12 protein-coding genes and 1 pseudogene are annotated in these 14,994 nt (G+C 67.2%); 5 read left to right on the top strand and 8 right to left on the bottom strand.

Annotated features, from left to right (window positions below; genetic code table 11):
• Positions 1 to 3: 3 nt before the first annotated feature.
• Both C6A82_RS14475 and C6A82_RS14470 read right to left on the bottom strand, forming a co-directional pair.
• Positions 4 to 1,479: an acetyl-CoA acetyltransferase gene (locus C6A82_RS14475; protein WP_105343371.1), complete on the bottom strand. Its 1,476-nt coding sequence runs from the start codon at positions 1,477 to 1,479 to the stop codon at positions 4 to 6.
• A complete protein-coding gene (locus tag C6A82_RS14470; RefSeq protein ID WP_105343369.1) occupies positions 1,476 to 3,857 on the bottom strand; it encodes a CoA transferase in 2,382 nt (793 codons plus the stop codon). Before C6A82_RS14470 ends, C6A82_RS14475 begins: the two co-directional genes overlap by 4 nt.
• Before the next feature lie 76 nt (positions 3,858 to 3,933).
• On the opposite strand from C6A82_RS14470, the gene C6A82_RS14465 reads away from it, so the two are divergent.
• Both C6A82_RS14465 and C6A82_RS14460 read left to right on the top strand, forming a co-directional pair.
• Positions 3,934 to 6,366 (top strand): phosphoketolase, encoded by a 2,433-nt coding sequence (locus C6A82_RS14465; RefSeq protein WP_105343375.1) that lies wholly within the window; start codon positions 3,934 to 3,936, stop codon positions 6,364 to 6,366.
• A 27-nt stretch (positions 6,367 to 6,393) separates the two neighbouring features.
• A complete protein-coding gene (locus tag C6A82_RS14460) occupies positions 6,394 to 7,158 on the top strand; it encodes a CPBP family intramembrane glutamic endopeptidase (RefSeq protein ID WP_105343368.1) in 765 nt (254 codons plus the stop codon).
• Here the strand turns inward: C6A82_RS14460 and C6A82_RS14455 are convergent.
• A complete protein-coding gene (locus tag C6A82_RS14455; RefSeq protein WP_105343366.1) occupies positions 7,155 to 7,739 on the bottom strand; it encodes a CGNR zinc finger domain-containing protein in 585 nt (194 codons plus the stop codon). The genes C6A82_RS14460 and C6A82_RS14455 overlap by 4 nt on opposite strands.
• Positions 7,740 to 7,860: 121 nt before the next feature.
• Here C6A82_RS14455 and C6A82_RS14450 point away from each other — a divergent pair, with 121 nt between their 5' ends.
• Positions 7,861 to 8,349, top strand: a complete 489-nt coding sequence (locus C6A82_RS14450) for a hypothetical protein (RefSeq protein ID WP_105343365.1) — start codon at positions 7,861 to 7,863, stop codon at positions 8,347 to 8,349.
• A gap of 4 nt (positions 8,350 to 8,353) precedes the next feature.
• On the opposite strand, the gene C6A82_RS14445 is transcribed toward C6A82_RS14450, so the two are convergent.
• From C6A82_RS14445 to C6A82_RS14425, 5 genes and pseudogenes are all read right to left on the bottom strand, one after another.
• Positions 8,354 to 9,370 (bottom strand): zinc-binding alcohol dehydrogenase family protein, encoded by a 1,017-nt coding sequence (locus C6A82_RS14445; protein WP_105343363.1) that lies wholly within the window; start codon positions 9,368 to 9,370, stop codon positions 8,354 to 8,356.
• Positions 9,371 to 9,445: 75 nt separating this feature from the next.
• Positions 9,446 to 9,749, bottom strand: a pseudogene (locus C6A82_RS14440) (GlsB/YeaQ/YmgE family stress response membrane protein).
• A 174-nt stretch (positions 9,750 to 9,923) separates the two neighbouring features.
• Positions 9,924 to 11,003, bottom strand: a complete 1,080-nt coding sequence (locus C6A82_RS14435; RefSeq protein ID WP_311101348.1) for an APA family fibronectin-binding glycoprotein — start codon at positions 11,001 to 11,003, stop codon at positions 9,924 to 9,926.
• A gap of 186 nt (positions 11,004 to 11,189) precedes the next feature.
• Positions 11,190 to 12,275: a sulfate/molybdate ABC transporter ATP-binding protein gene (locus C6A82_RS14430; protein ID WP_199193663.1), complete on the bottom strand. Its 1,086-nt coding sequence runs from the start codon at positions 12,273 to 12,275 to the stop codon at positions 11,190 to 11,192.
• A complete protein-coding gene (locus C6A82_RS14425; RefSeq protein WP_105343377.1) occupies positions 12,272 to 13,081 on the bottom strand; it encodes an ABC transporter permease in 810 nt (269 codons plus the stop codon). Before C6A82_RS14425 ends, C6A82_RS14430 begins: the two co-directional genes overlap by 4 nt.
• A 149-nt stretch (positions 13,082 to 13,230) precedes the next feature.
• Here C6A82_RS14425 and C6A82_RS14420 point away from each other — a divergent pair, with 149 nt between their 5' ends.
• Positions 13,231 to 13,905 carry an SDR family oxidoreductase gene (locus tag C6A82_RS14420; RefSeq protein ID WP_199193664.1) on the top strand — a complete coding sequence of 225 codons (675 nt, stop codon included), beginning with the start codon at positions 13,231 to 13,233 and terminating at the stop codon, positions 13,903 to 13,905.
• A gap of 66 nt (positions 13,906 to 13,971) precedes the next feature.
• Complete coding sequence (locus C6A82_RS14415; RefSeq protein ID WP_105343379.1) at positions 13,972 to 14,901, top strand: LLM class F420-dependent oxidoreductase; 930 nt, start codon at positions 13,972 to 13,974, stop codon at positions 14,899 to 14,901.
• The last annotated feature ends 93 nt before the right edge of the window (positions 14,902 to 14,994 follow it).

Below are 14,994 nucleotides of genomic sequence, written 5' to 3'. Positions count from 1 at the left end.
GCGTCATTCGAGCGTGGCGGTGCCGTCGGGATGCACCGCCACCTTCGCTCGCGCGATGTCCTCGCGCACGGTCACGTCGGCTTGTCCGGCGTCGCTGATCACCGCGAGCGTCCTCGAGTCGTCGGGGGTGCGAACCGCGAGGAAGGCCTTCTGGGCGGCACCGTCGCGATCAAACGGCGTCGTCCACGCTTCGACGGTTCCGACGCCGGACCATTCGACCTCGGCGACCCTCGTCGGCTCGGCGTCGACAGTGGATTGCACGTCTTCCCAGCGGAATTGGTGCGCCGGCGGTTCCGAACCGTAGACACCGAAGCTGTGCTTGGTCAGATAGCCGCCGTTGGCTGTGATCAGGCCGAGCTGACCGGAATTGCCTGCCAACCGTTGCGCCATCGTGGCGATCGAATGCGTGACGTAGTTGTTCCATGGGCCACCTGCGAACGTGAGGCCGCCGGTGACGGTCAGCGGACGGTTTGCGTCGCTCAGCGCCAGCCCCAGTTCGGCTGCGGCGACCTGAACCGCCGACGGGAAGCACGAGTAGACGTCGATCAGGTCGATGTCGTCGACTCCTACCCCGGCGAGTTCGAGCGCCCGGCTGCCACCGATCCGTATCGCCGGTGATTCGCTGAGTTCCAGCCGCTCACCCACGGCATAGGTGTCGTGCGCGTCGGTGCCCGCGTATGGGAACACCCAGCGCTCGGTGGGAATCTGCAGTCGGTTCGCCTTCTCGGCGGAGGCCACGATGACCACCGCGCCCTGGTCGACCATGTTGTTGGAGTTCATCAGCTTGGTGTACGGCCAGCTGATCATCCGGTTGCTCTCGTTGGGCTGCCAGATGTCGTCGGCGGACAGCGCCGACCGACTCCACGCGTGCGGATTCGCCTGTGCCACTTCGCTGAACCGCGACCACAGCGCGCCGATGCGTCGGCGGTGCTCGTCGGGTGACTCGCCCGCTGCGATGCGCAACGCCTGCTCGAAGAGCGGATATACGTAGGCAGGCCGATCCAGGTTGATGCGCAGCTCCGCCGGTCCCACCATCGGCAGGTTCTCATTGGCGCCCTCGGCAAACGGCACCGATTCCGGCTCGCTAGTCCAGTCCGGCTTCACGCCGCGGTTACGCAATCGGGTTCTGGTGCGGAATGTTTCGGCGCCCGCGATCAGCACCACGTCGGCGCGGCCCGACTGGATGTCCAGACACGCCTGGTTCACCAAGGTCTGCGGGACGTTTCCGCCAACCCCCGTGTACCGGGTCGACGCGTTGTCCGCGCCGATCTGCTGTGCCAGCAACCGACCCGGGTCGCGGTAGCGCCACGACAGGATGTTGACGATGCGCACCGAGTCGACGGCCTGCAGCACCCGAGGGCACGCAGCGGCATGGGCGGCATCGGCCATCAGGCCGATGGGTTCGACTGAGGGGTTCTCCTCGAGTTGGTTGACCTGTCCGTAGCCGACGAGCACCGGCGTTCTGGGTGGTGGTGTCACGGTTGCGTCCTCGATGTGTCGGCGGAGTCGGCGGCGGTGAACAGCACGCCGTCGGCGATCAGGCGGTCGATCTCATCGGTGTCCAGGGCCAGGAGCTTCTGGCAGATCTCACGGGTGTGCTCGCCAGCCATCGGGGCGGGTCGCAGTTCGGCCCGCGGGATGTGGGCGAACAGTGCAGGGCTGGTCTCGGTTGGCATCGGGTGTTCGAACAGCGGATGAACCATGTCGGTGAACAACTTCCGGTGTACGAGGGTGGGGTCGGCGAGCACGTCGACGGCGCGGTTCATCGGTGCTGCGGGCACCCCGAGCCGCTGGAGCATGTCCGCGACCGTGGTCTTGTCCAGGCCGGCTGTCCACGCGGATACCGCAGCCATGAGGCCGGGGCGGTCGCCGGGCAGTTCGGCACCTCCCATCGCGGCGGCCAGCGCTGCGCGATCGGCGGCGGAACGCAACGAGACCACACACCATTCGTCCTCGCCTGCGCACTGGTAGACGCCGTGCAGGCCCGTGTCGTCGGCGACGGGCAGGCCGGCGGACCTTGCGGCGTCGACGACGTAGCTTATGGCGAGCTGGTTGACGGCCGCCTCGGCCTGCGAGATGTGCACGTGCGCACCGGCTCCGACGCTGTCCCGGCCGAGCAGCGACGCCAACGCCGCAACCGCGGTGAGGCGGGCGACGACGTGATCGGGAAAGACCGTGGTGGCATCGAAGAAACTGGCGGACAAGCCTCCTCGGCTTTCCTCGGATGTCCACAATTTGGAGACGCCGGTGGTGGCGCGCACCAGCGGCCCGTAGCCCATCTGAGCGCTCCACGGTCCCGTTGCGCCGAATGCACTGCTTTCGGCCAGCACGATCTGCGGGTTGCATTCCCGCAGCCGCTCGTACGAGAAGCCCAGTGAAGCAAGGGTTCCCGGCTTGAAATTGGCGAACACCGCGTCGGCATCGGCGACCAGACGGGCGAAGATCGTTGCGCCGTCGGCGCTGCGCAAATCCAGACCGAGCGCATACTCGTTGCGATGGGTCAACGCCCAGGACCTGCTCATCGCCTGCCCCGGCGGCGTTTGACGTAGACCGTCCGGGTAAGCGGCACTCTCGATCTTGATGACCTCCGCGCCGAGGTCTGCGAAAAGCCTGCCGAGTTCGCCGCCCGCGACGATGACGCCGAGATCCAGGATCCTCAGTCCGTCGAACGGGCGATTCGTCGTCACGGCGTCGGATGCGGGCGGGTGTTCGTATCGTGTTGAGCGCCATCGGGCTTCGTGCGCGTCGACGGACGGGGCCGGCCGAGTGAAGCCGACATGGCGCCCGTTGACGACGAACGGGCCGACCGGCACGGTGACGTCGACGCCTGGCGCGATTGCCGCTTCGGCCAGTGCGCCGACCGAACGGAAATGCTCAGAGTCCAACGCCTGCGCCGGGCTGAGCACAGCGGCGATGGGCACGCCCCTCGACTGACCGGCCGTCACCAGTTCGGCCATCGTCTGCGTGGCGAACAGGTCGGCCATCAACGTGTTGATCTCGCCGGATGCGGCGTAGCGGGCGGCGATCGTGTCGAACTTCGGATCGGCGAACTGCGCAGGCTCGCCCAGCCAGGCCCGCATGCCGCGCCATTGGCGCGGCGAGAGCAGACAGACGCGGACGTGACCGTCTCGACACGGAAACGTCGGGTAGATCTGTTGGTTTCGGGGTCTTCCCCGCCACAATTCGCCGGACCGCTTCAACCCGACGGCGGCTTGACCTTCCGAACCGAACGGCGGATCGAGCGCCTGCACGACCGCTTCCAACCGAGAGAAGTCGATGTAGTCGCCTGTGCCGTAACGCATTCGATGGTAGTAGGCGGTCAACGCCGCCCACGCGGCCTGCGCCGCCGCAGTGGCGGAGGCGATCCCGTCGGGTGGCAGCACCGGCCGTCCCGTTGTCGGGCCCGACCGGGACAGCGCCGTGGACAGCGCATAGAACACCGGATCTGTGCCCGTCCACCACGACCGTGGGCCTTCTGCACCGAAGTCCGTGACCGACATCGCGACAAGGTGCGGGTAGCGCCTCCACAGCTCGGCACACGGCATTCCGAAGGCTGCCGCTCGGCCGGGGCTGCCACTGTCGACCACGATGTCGGCGACCGCGGCCAACTCGACGAACAGCTCCCGATCGGCTGTGTGGCCGGGGTCGAGCGCACATGTCCGCTTGTTGGCGTTGTTCAGTGCGAAGGCGACGCTGGCCCCCGCCACGTGCGGTGGCTGCGAACGGCCCGCATTCCCGCCGGGCGATTCGACTTTGAGCACATCGGCGCCGAGGTCGGCGAACAGCCTGGTCACCGCGTCGGCCTCGCCGTCGCACAGGTCGAGCACCCGCAGTTCCGACAGCAGCACGCCCGTCAGGTTAGTGCTTAGCCCGGTGCGACCCGGGTACCACTACCTCACTTGCTGTTCACCCACCACGACGACAATGGTTTCGATGAGCACCGACACCTCCACGAACTCCCCGACCGCGCCGCGACTGTCCGACGACGAACTCGCCCTTACCGACGCATACTGGCGGGCAGCCAACTACCTGTCCGTCGGACAGATTTATCTGCTGGACAATCCGCTGCTGCGGGACGCCCTCACCCCTGAACACGTCAAGCCGCGATTGCTCGGGCACTGGGGCACCACACCCGGGCTCAACCTGATCTACGCCCACCTCAACCGGATCATCCGCAACCGCGACGCCGACGTCATCTACATCACCGGACCGGGTCACGGAGGACCCGGTCTTGTGGCCAACGCCTATCTCGAGGGCACCTACAGCGAGGTCTACTCCGGCATCGAAGAGGATATCGCCGGGCTTCGAAAGTTGTTCCGGCAGTTCTCGTTTCCCGGGGGCATACCAAGCCACGTCGCGGCCGAGACACCGGGATCAATCCATGAGGGCGGTGAGCTCGGCTATGCGCTCGTACACGCTTACGGTGCTGCCTTCGACAACCCGGACCTGGTGGTGGCCTGCGTCATCGGCGATGGTGAAGCCGAGACGGGGCCGCTGGCGACCAGCTGGCACTCCAACAAGTTCCTCAACCCCGTCACCGATGGAGCGGTCTTGCCGATCCTCCATCTCAACGGCTACAAGATCGCCAACCCCACCGTGCTCGCCCGCCTCCCACAGGAGGAGCTGGAATCGCTGCTGACCGGGTACGGCTATCGGCCGATCACGGTGGCGGGCGACGACCCGGCGAACGTGCACCAGCAGCTCGCCGTCGCGCTCGACGAGGCGTTCGACCAGATTGCCGCCGTTCAGCAGGCGGCTCGGGTCGACGGCGAGAAGGCCCGCCCGCGCTGGCCGATGATCGTGCTGCGGACACCGAAGGGGTGGACCGGCCCCCATGACGTCGACGGCAAGCAGGTCGAGGGCACGTGGCGGGCCCACCAGGTTCCGCTGTCGGAAACCAGGACCAACGAGAAGCATCTGGCGCAGCTCGAGGAATGGCTGCGCAGCTACCGGCCGGAAGAGCTGTTCGACGACGACGGCGCACTGCGTCCTGAGCTGCGCGCGCTCGCGCCGGCGGGAAACCGCCGGATGAGCGCCAACCCGCACGCCAACGGTGGCGTGCTGCTGCGCGACCTCGACCTGCCGGACTTTCGCGATTACGCCGTCGACGTCGACAGGCCCGCCGCCAAAACGGCTGAGGCGACCAGGGTGCTCGGCACTTTCCTTCGTGACGTCATCACACGAAACCCCGACAGATTCCGTCTGATGGGTCCCGACGAGACGGCGTCCAACAGGCTCAGCGCGGTGTTCGAGGCCACCGACAAAGTGTGGGTCGCCGAAGGTGAGCCCGGTGACGAGAACCTCGCGCCGAACGGCCGTGTGATGGAGGTCCTTTCAGAGCATCTGTGTCAAGGCTGGCTTGAGGGCTACCTGCTGACTGGCAGACACGGTCTCTTCAATTGCTACGAGGCGTTCGTACACATCGTCGACTCGATGCTCAACCAGCATGCGAAGTGGTTGACCAGCAGCTCGGAACTGCCGTGGCGCCGGCCGATAGCGTCTCTCAATTATCTTCTGACGTCGCATGTCTGGCGCCAGGACCACAACGGTGCGTCACATCAGGATCCAGGGTTCATCGACCACGTCGCCAACAAACGGCCCGAAGTGGTGCGGGTCTACCTTCCGCCGGATGCCAACACGCTGTTGTCGGTCGCCGACCACTGTCTGCGCAGTCGCCAGTACGTCAACGTCGTCGTCGCGGGCAAGCAGCCGGCGTTGACTTACCTGGACATGGATCAGGCGATCGCGCACTGCACAAGGGGCCTCGGCATCTGGGACTGGGCGGGCAATGCCGAAGGCGAACCCGACGTGGTGCTGGCGTGTGCGGGCGACATACCGACGCTCGAAGCACTAGCCGCCGCCGACATCCTCCGTCGTGAACTGCCCGACCTGGCGGTGCGGGTGGTCAACGTCGTCGACATCATGAGGCTGCAACCGGATAGCGAACATCCGCACGGCCTTTCGGATCGCGAGTTCGACGCACTGTTCACCGCCGACAAGCCGGTGATCTTCGCCTACCACGGCTATCCGTGGCTCATCCACCGGTTGACGTATCGGCGGGCCAACCACGCGCAGATGCACGTGCGGGGATTCAAGGAACGCGGCACCACCACCACGCCGTTCGACATGGTGATGCTCAACGACCTCGACCGGTTCCACCTCGTAATGGATGTCATCGATCGGGTCGGCGGTCTGGCGACCAAGGCCGCGTCGCTGCGACAGCGGATGGCCGACGCCCGACTCGCGGCACGACGCTATACGCGCGAACACGGCGAGGACGATCCCGCGATCTCCGACTGGACGTGGGACGCCGACTACCGCCGAGGCAGCGGCTCCGACCAGCGGCCGGTCAACGAACCGGAGTAACTCGACGTCGCAGGTAGAATCGGTGGAATGTCCGAGCAGGCCGAGGTCGCCACGCACCCCGACCCGCTGGTAGGGCAGCTATCGGCCCTCCAACATCTCCGCACCTACATCGATATCGCGGTGGTTGTCGTCGTACTGGCGATCACCAACCTCGTCGCGCACTTCACGACCTCGTGGGCCAGCATCGCGACCGTCCCCGCGGCCGCTGTGGGCCTGTTGATCCTGGTGAGGTCGCGCGGGCTCGGCTGGACCGAACTCGGCCTCGGCCGCGACCACTGGAAGTCCGGCGCGGGCTACGCGCTGGCGGCCGTGGGCGTAGTGATGACGGTCGTCGCGATCGGCGCCTTGCTGCCGTGGACCCGGCCGATGTTCATGAACAACAACTACGCGACCGTGTCGGGTGCGCTGATCGCATCGATGATCATCATCCCGCTGCAGACCGTGATTCCCGAGGAGTTGGCGTTTCGGGGTGTGCTGCACGGCGCGCTGAACCGGGCCTGGGGCTTCCGCGGCGTGGCAGCGGCGGGCTCACTGCTCTTCGGTCTCTGGCATATCGCCACCTCGCTCGGTCTCACCAGCAGCAACGTCGGGTTCACCCGCATCTTCGGCGGCGGCCTGCTCGGCACGATCGCCGGTGTGGTGCTGGCGGTGGCCGCCACCGGAGTAGCCGGCTTCGTCTTCACCTGGTTGCGGCGCCGCAGCGGCAGCCTGTTGGCGCCGATCGCCTTGCACTGGTCGCTGAACGGGCTCGGCGCGCTAGCGGCCGCGCTTGTGTGGCACCTGTCGACCTAGTTTCCGCGTTTGCGGGCGCGAAATTCGCGGTTCTTAAGTTTGTTTCCGCACGAGGACATGTCGCACCAGGTGCCGCCGTGGTTGCGGGAGCGGTCGTAGAAGGCCCAATGGCATTCGTCGTTACCGCACGCCTTGAGTCGCGTCCACGTGCCGTCGCGCTGCGCGTCACGAATGATCAGCAGCAGTTCGATCAGCCGGGCAGGCACTGAGTCGCCGCCCGCCCTCAGCCGGATTTCGCCGACTTCGGTGAGATCTGCGTGCGCAGTCTGGACGGCGGCGACCTTCCGTAGTGGCGCGAATGCGGCATCCGTCGGCGGCGGTCCGCCCGCGTTCTGCACGAGCATTGCGCGCAGACCCTCGCGGACGCCGCGCACCAGATCGAGGTCGTCGGGTCGCAGATCTGTCTGGGGAGCGAGCAGCCCGGCGGAGATCAGCCAGGGGTCGGCCTCCGTCGGGTCAGCGAGACGGTCCCGGCCTTCTGGCAGTTCGATGGTGTTGACCAGCGCCTGAACGCGGCGCAGTGGATCGGGCGCCGGTTTGGCCTCGATATCGCCGAGCCAGTGCGGAGAGGGCGACGACATGAGAGCCAGTGTAGAGCGACGTGACCGGTAAAGCCAGTTTACTAGTCATGCATGACCGGTGTAGTGTTTTTGACGGTCACTAGTTTGAAACGGTGTCGAATGGAAAGAGGGAGTGCGAACCATGAGCGAGAGCAGGCTTTCGATGGGTTTTCTCACATCGGCCCAGTTCCAGGACGCGTCGCGGCGCAACGCGATGCCTCGGGCACCGCTCAGCGCGCGCGTGAGGGCCAAGCTGTTCGCGAACAAGCTCGATCGATTGCTCGCCGTCGGCGCTCCCGCTCCGGACGGCAGCGCGCTCGCCGTGCACGCGGCCCGGCTGACGGCGGTGGCAGAGCGTGAGGCCCTTGCGCGCTCCCTGCGCCGGTCGGTCGAGAACGCGCACAATCGCAATGTCCGGCTGTCATCTGCCGTACCGCTGAACGTCCCCAACATCATCGCGGCCGAGGATCGAATCGATGAGATCACCCTGCGGCTGCACTCCCCGAGGCCCGTCACGCCGCGCGGAGTCGCGCGCCTGCGGGTGCTGCTGTCCGACGGCGTCGGGCCGATGTACCGCTACGGCCACGGCGACCTCGAGGGCCGGCTCGGCGCGGCCCTCGCCGCGCTGTAGACCGCTACAACCGCAGAACGGCTGCGCCGGAGACGCGCCCCGCACCCAGGTCGGTGAGCGCGTCATCGGCGCGGGCGAGTGGATATTCCGGCGTGGTCAGCTCGATGCGATGACTGCCCGCGAAGGCAAGGAAATCGCGGGCGTCCGCGCGGGTGTTGGACGTCACCGAGCGCACCTGGCGCTCGAGGAAGAGATGCCGGTCGTAGTCGAGCGCCGGGATGTCGCTCAGATAGATGCCCGCGATCGCCAGCGTGCCGCCGGGATCGAGGGCTTCCAACGCGGGCAACACCAGCTCGCCGACGGGCGCGAAAAGGATTGCGGCATCGAGCTTCACCGGCGGTGCCTCATCGGACCCCTGCGCCGAACTCACGCCAAGCGACAGCGCCAGCTCGCGCGCGGCCGCGCCGCGCGTCATGACGTGGACCTCGACGCCCTCGGCCAGCGCCACCTGCGCGGTGATGTGCGCGCTGCCGCCGAATCCATAGATCCCGAGCCTGCCGCGGGCCGGTGTCTCGGCCCGCCTCAGGGCGCGATAGCCGATGATCCCCGCGCACAGCAGCGGAGCCAACTCGGTGTCGGTGTACCCCGCAGGCAGCGGATGGGCGAAAGCTGCTGGCACCGTTGTGTATTCGGCATATCCACCGTCAGCGTCCCAACCGGTGTAGAGCGAATCGGGGCAGAGATTCTCCCGGCCCCGAGCGCAGAAGACGCATCGGCCGCAGGTATGCCGCAGCCATGCGACGCCCACGCGATCGCCGATGCCGAATTCGTCGCCGACATCCTCGCCGAGCGCCACGACCTCGGCCACCACTTCGTGCCCGGGGATCACGCCCGGCCGATGAACCGGCAGATCCCCTTCGGCGACATGCAGATCCGTGCGACACACCCCGCAGGCGCGTACCGCGACGAGAAGCTCGCCCGGAGCGGGCGAAGGGACGGGCACAGTCACACGCTCCAGCGGGTGGGTGGCCATCCGACCGGGATGTCTCACCCGCCACGCGGTCATCGACGTGCTTTTCATATGCGACGAACGATTTCTACCGGTCGGGAAAACGACCAGGTGTCAACGGTTAGGGGTGTTCAGCCGTCTGCGGTGTCAGTTCTTGCGCTGCACCATCCCGACGATCCAGAGCAGGATCACCGATCCGAGGACCGCGGTGAACAGCGTGAACCACCAACCGCCCCCGGCCGTGTCGAGGAAGAAGCTGAGCAGGAAGCCGCTGATCAGCGCACCGATGATGCCGATGACGATGTTCATCAGAAATCCCTGAGCCGCCGCCCTTCACGATCTTGCCTGCAATCCAACCCGCGATTGCTCCGATGATGATGTAACCGATCCAGCCGACGCTGGTCAGAGTCGTTGACCGAGCGAGCAACTCGGCCGCTGCAAGGGCATCCATCTGTGCGATCTCCTGCCTGTCGGCGCCCAACTCGGCCGCTGGGTCAACCTCCGGTATACGCCCGAAGCGTAACGATTCAATCGTCGAATCGGATACGAACAAGATCAAAGAAGCAGATGGAACGAAAGCGGCCGACCCGGGTGGGTCGGCCGCTTCGCGAACACGGTCGTGTCGTCAGCCCCCGGGCGTCATTCCCGGTGCGGTGGCCGGGTCGACCGGGACACCAACGCCGACCGGCGGGCGCCCTGGTGCATTCTCCGGCGGCGGAGGAGCACCGGCATCCGGTGGCGGAGCACCGGCATCCGCGGGCGGCACTGCGTCCGGCGGCGGTGCGGGCGGTGCCCACGGCCGGATGGAGTTGGCCAGCGCGACGGCCGCACCCTTGTCGACGGGGTTGTTGGCGGTGCCCAGCCACACCACGAACCACCGCTCGTTGCGCTGGCCGCGGGGCGTCATCGGCTGGCCCGGCGCCACGGTGGGCGTCGCGTTGCCGACCACGCCCGCCCAGATCTGGCCGGTGGGCTTGTTCGTGTCGGTGAACTTCACCTCATACGCGGAGAAGGCGCCGGGCATCGACTCGGAGCCGAGCGCCCCGCTCGCCTGATTGATCCGGGTACCGGGGAACGGCATGAAGAACTCGCCCATATCGGAAGCCAACCGGGTAGCCGCCTTGCCGTTGTCGGCCTCGGCGCCCGCGAACAGTTTCATGTCCAGCCTGCCGAGCAGAACGCTGGTGTCATTGGCGGGCTGCGGTGGGGGCTGCTGTCCGGGCTGCGGCGGGGGTGTTCCCTCGGGAGTCGCCTTGGTCAGCAGCGCCTGACCGTACGACAGCTGCGTGGCGTCGGAGACCTTCCAGCCTGCGGGCAACACGTAACTGAAGCCACCCGCGGCGTTGTCGATGCGGCCTGGCTCGGCCGCGGGACCAGGCGCAGGCGCGTTGGGATCGGCTGGCGGAGGCGGCGGTGCGTTGGGATCGGGGGGCGGAGGCGGCGGTGCGTTGGGATCGGGGGGCGGAGGCGGCGGTGCGTTGGGATCGGGGGGCGGAGGCGGCGGTGCATTCGGGTCGCCAGGAGGAGCCTGCATGAAGGTATTGCCCGAGGGCGGTGGAGGCCCGGGGGTCGGCGGGGGCTCCGGGTCGGCCTGGGCCACGGACGGCAGCGCGAGGGCCACCACCGCGGCACCGGCCACCGCGGCCATCGTCAACGACTTCGCGCGACGCTTGCGGTGTTCAGGAATGGCATCCGGCTCATGCATGCAGACGAAACTACAGTGTTGCTGCCGTGACGCAAGTGCGGGGCGGTCACAAAGTGGTTAACTGTGAGGTTGCTGGCAGAGTGAAAGCGCAAGCCAGCCCCTTGGCGATAAGTTGCTGGCACGCCGAGCGCCCCGCGCGGTCCCGCGCGGGGTTCGTTCATTTGATCGACGCGTGTGCGCCTCCCGTTACGCAACGGGGTGAACGGTGACTTCCTGCGCCTTGACCGAGAAGTGAACATTCTCCCCCGGCACAACCCGAAGTTCGGTCGCGGACTCGGCGGTGATGTCGGCGGCGAGACCGGGCCCGCCGTCGGGTTGTTCGTCGGCGCGTACGCGAAGCGCGGGCCCCTTGCTGTCCAGTTCGGCCACCACGACCTCGACGGTGTTTCGTGGGCTTCCGTGCGGCTTGTCCCGGTAGACCGAGACGGCCGACGGCGGAAAGACCGCGACGACGGCTTGTCCGACGACGACGTCGGGTGCCGGCGTGCCATGCCAGGTGGCACCCCACCTGGTGACGAGCGCACCGTCTGGTCCCGCGATGCCGCTGACGAGGTTCACGCCGGCGAATCGTGCGCCGAAACGACTTCGCGGCGCAGCCAGAACCGATGCCGCCGAGCCGGATTCGGCGATGCGGCCGGATTCGATGATCAGAACCCGATCGGCGAGGGTCAGCACGTCGATCACATCGTGGGTCACCAGGACCGCTGCTCGTCCGTCCTGTGTCAGCTTGTGGCGCAATAGCTTTCGCATGGCTGAGGCAGTCGAGACATCGAGACCGGCGAGCGGCTCATCGAGCAGCAACGCATCGGGTTCCGCCGCCAGGGCACGTGCGAGCGCGACTCGCTGGGCCTGACCGCCGGAAAGCTCTTTGGGCCTGCGGTCGGCAAGCTCGCCCGCGTCGACCTGGCTCAACCAGTGCGCCGCCGTTGCGCGGGCCTCCCGCCGGTGGCGTCTGCGATGGCCGCTGCGCGGCGCGAACGCCACGTTGGCCACGACGCTCAGGTGCGGGAACAACAGAGCTTCCTGCAGAAGCATGCCGACCCGCCGGGCATGGGTGGGCACGAAGACGCCCGTGGCAGTATCGGTCAGCGTTCGGTCGCCGAGCCGTACCACTCCCGGATCGGGTCGCACCAGACCCGCGACCGCGTGAAGCGCGGTCGATTTACCCGCACCGTTGGGGCCGAGGATCGCCAGCACTTCTCCTTCGGCGACAGAGAACTCGATGTCGACGCCGCGAGCGGGGACAACGGCGCGCACATGCATACCGGTCACGGCGCTCCTCCCGTCATCGCCGAACCAGAGCGCAGCGCCCTGGTGCCAAGGCCGAGCACCACGACAGCGGCCACCGCGACCAACAACACCGAAAGGGCGACGGCGGCGTCGGCGTCGGTCTCGCGTTGGAGGTAGATCTCCAGCGGCAGCGTCCGGGTCACCCCTTCCCGTGAGCCTGCGAACGTCAGCGTCGCTCCGAACTCCCCCAGCGAGCGGGCGAACGCGAGCACCGCTCCCGAGACAAGACCGGGCGCCAGCAGCGGAAGCGACACCCGCCACCACACCGTTGTCGGCCGCGCGCCCAGCGTCGCCGCCACGACGTCGTACTCGCGCCCGGACGTTCGCGCCGCGCCCTCGAGCGCGATGACAAGAAACGGCAGCGACACGAAGGTCTGCGCCAGCACGACCGCCGTCGTCGTGAAAGCGATCCGGACGCCCGCGGCATCGAGGTGCTGGCCGACCAGACCGAGCCGGCCGAACGCGTACAGGAGAGCGATACCGCCGACCACCGGTGGCAGCACGAGCGGCAGCAGCAGCAGCGGCCGCAGAATCTGCACCGTCCTGCCGTCGTTGCGGGCAAGCACGAGGGCCAGCGGAACACCGAACAGCACGCACAGCAGCGTGCTTGCGGTCGCCGTCCTTACGCTCAGCACGAGGGCCGCGCGGGCGGCGTCACTGGTGATCAGCGACCAGAACTGCGGCCAGTCGACCTTGGCGACGATGGCCGCGAGGGGCAGCACGACGAACAGCGCCCCGACCGCGGCCGGGAGGTAGATCCAGCGCGGCAGCGCGGGCGCGGTCGTCACCAACGAAACCCTAGGTTAGGCGGAGCATCGCAGGTCGATATCAACCTAGCCACGGATATGCGCGTCGGTTTCGCCTAATAGCTACCGTCCAGTAACATCGTCGGCGGATCGCCGCCACGACGGCGTTGATCCCGCGCTAACAGGAGGTCATGGCGATGGAGGTGCTTGTCACCGGCGGCGATACGAATCTGGGCCGCACGATCGCGGAAAGCTTTCGCGACGCGGGCCACCGAGTGGTCATCACCGGCGCCCGCCGCGAGGATCTGAAGGTGGCAGCCAAGGAACTCGACGTCGATGCGATTGTGTGCGACAACACCGACGCGGCCAGCCTCGAAGAGGCCAGGACCCTGTTCCCCCAACACCTCGACACGATTGTGAACGTGCCTGCGCCGCTGTGGGAGTCGGGCGATCCCCGCACCTTCACGCTCGCCGACCACGCCGCGGCGTGGCGCAACGCTCTCGACGCGACGATGCTCTCGACCGTGCTGACCGTCCAGGTCGTCGGCGACCATCTGCGCTCCGGTGGCTCGATCATCAGCGTCGTTCCCGAGAACCCGCGCGAAGGCAGCGCCGACGCCGCGATCAAGGCCGCGGTGTCGAACTGGACCCAGGGCCAGGCCACTCACTTCGGTACCCGGGGCATCACCGTCAACGCGGTGGCATCCGGCCGCAGCGCGCAGGAGGGCTACGCCGGCCTAGGCAGCGCAGCGCCGGTTGCCGCGGAGATCGCCAGGTTGGCGCTGTTCCTCGCGACGCCCGCCGCTCGCCACATCACCGGGGAGACGATGCACGTCAGCAACGGCGCGCTCGCTCACCCGGCCTGATATTCCCGCGTTCGCCCGAAGCTAAAGCGGGGTGACCGCCCCGCTTAGTTGTGGTTACGTGAGTGCGTGACCATAAAACTCGGACTTCAGATACCTAATTTCAGCTACGGCACCGGCGTAGCGGAGCTGTTCCCCACCGTCATCGCGCAGGCGAAGGAAGCCGAAGCGGCTGGGTTCGACTCGGTCTTCGTGATGGACCACTTCTACCAACTCCCCGGCCTCGGCACGCCCGATCAACCCATGCTGGAGGCCTACACCGCGCTGGGCGCCCTCGCCGCCGCCACCGAGCGCGTGCAGCTCGGCACGCTGGTCACCGGCAACACGTATCGCAATCCGACCCTGCTGGCCAAGGCGATCACCACGCTGGACGTCATCAGCCAGGGCCGCGCCATCCTCGGCATCGGCACCGGCTGGTTCGAGTTGGAGCACGACTCGCTGGGCTATGACTTCGGCACCTTCACCGACCGGTTCAACCGGCTGTACGAATCGCTCGAGATAATCCTGCCCATGCTCGCGGGCGAGCGCCCCACATACTCCGGCAAGTACTACCGCACCAAAGAAGCGATGGCTGAGCCCCGCTTCCGCGACCACATCCCCCTGATGATCGGCGGAAGCGGCGAGAAGAAGACGATTCCCCTGGCGGCCGAACACTTCGACCATCTCAACATCATCGCCGGCTTCCATCAGCTGGCTCACAAGGTTCGCGTCGTCAAGGAGAGCTGCGAGAAGATCGACCGCGACCCGGGCACGCTGGAGACCAGCATGCTCGTGATAGCGATCATCGACGAGACCGTCACGGCCGACCAGATCCCCGACGACTTCAAACAGCAGGCGGTGTTCGGCGGCCCCGAGCAGGTGGTGGACCAGATCAAGACCAAGGTGCTCGACGCGGGTGTCGATGGGGTCATACTCAGCCCCATCACCAGCCTGTCTGGCTACCATCCCGGGGGCATCACCGCGGTCGCGGAAAAGTTGAAGCCGCTCCTCGACGGTTGAACACGCTCTAACGTGGCAAATCTCACCTAGTCGCCCGCTTCTGCCGGGATGTGGGCAGCTACGGTAGACGCTGTACCAAACGTGAAGCCCTTC

It is taken from the genome of Mycobacterium sp. ITM-2016-00318, assembly GCF_002968285.2.
Lineage (GTDB): Bacteria > Actinomycetota > Actinomycetes > Mycobacteriales > Mycobacteriaceae > Mycobacterium.
Note: the sequence above shows the minus strand (reverse complement) of the source record. Positions and strands in the feature narration are given on the sequence as shown.